Source organism: Streptomyces cyaneofuscatus (genome assembly GCF_000718135.1).
Lineage (GTDB): Bacteria > Actinomycetota > Actinomycetes > Streptomycetales > Streptomycetaceae > Streptomyces > Streptomyces cyaneofuscatus.
In genome coordinates, this window is sequence record NZ_JOEM01000057.1 from 1 (window position 1) to 782 (window position 782).

The window sequence follows — 782 nt, forward strand, 5'->3', positions numbered from 1 at the left end:
GCCCGGAGTGCGGTGATGGAGTCGCCGCCGAGTTCGAAGAAGTTGGCGGTGGGGTCGGTGCAGGGGGTGTCGAGGAGGGTGCTCCAGATGGCGAGAAGGCTGCTCTCGGTCGAGGTCGGGAGCCTGCTGGGCGTGTGATCGGCTGTCAGGACTGTCGCGGTGGTGTGCAGCCCGTCGTGGTCAGCCTTGCCATTGACCGTGGTCGGGAGGGCCGGGACGGTGAAGTAGTGGGTGGGAACCATGTAGCCCGGCAGCGAACCGCGCAAGCCCTCCGTTACCGCCCGGTGACGCACCTGACCGTCCGGTGCGGTGACCAGATAGGCCGTCAGGTTCGGGCCCTGCGGGCCGGGCCGTGTGGTGACCAGCGCATCACTCACCCCGTCAATCGCCCGCAACGCGCTCTCGATCTCGGCTGGCTCGATCCGGTAACCCCGGACCTTGAGCTGGCGATCCTTGCGGCCCAGATAGCGGATCTGGCCATCCGGACGGAATAGGGCAAGATCACCCGAGCGGTAGAGCCGCTGGCCGGGCGTGTGCGGGTCGTCGATGAAGCGCTCCGCGGTCAGGTCAGGATTGTTCAGGTAGCCACGCGCCAGCGCCGGCCCCCCGACGAAGATCTCCCCCGGCACACCCACCGGCACCGGCTCCAAGAACCGGTCCAGAATCAGGATCCGCAGATCCGGCAACGGACGCCCCACCGTCGCATCGAACGAACCATCCGACGCAAACACCACCCGGCCATGCGTCGCATGAATCGCCGTCTCCGTAATCCCATACATGTT

The 782-nt window shown here is 66.9% G+C and carries 1 protein-coding gene; it reads right to left on the minus strand.

Annotated features, from left to right (window positions below; genetic code table 11):
- Positions 1–782 (minus strand): non-ribosomal peptide synthetase (locus tag IF17_RS0135720; RefSeq protein ID WP_032773136.1); only part of this gene is annotated, 782 nt, incomplete at both ends.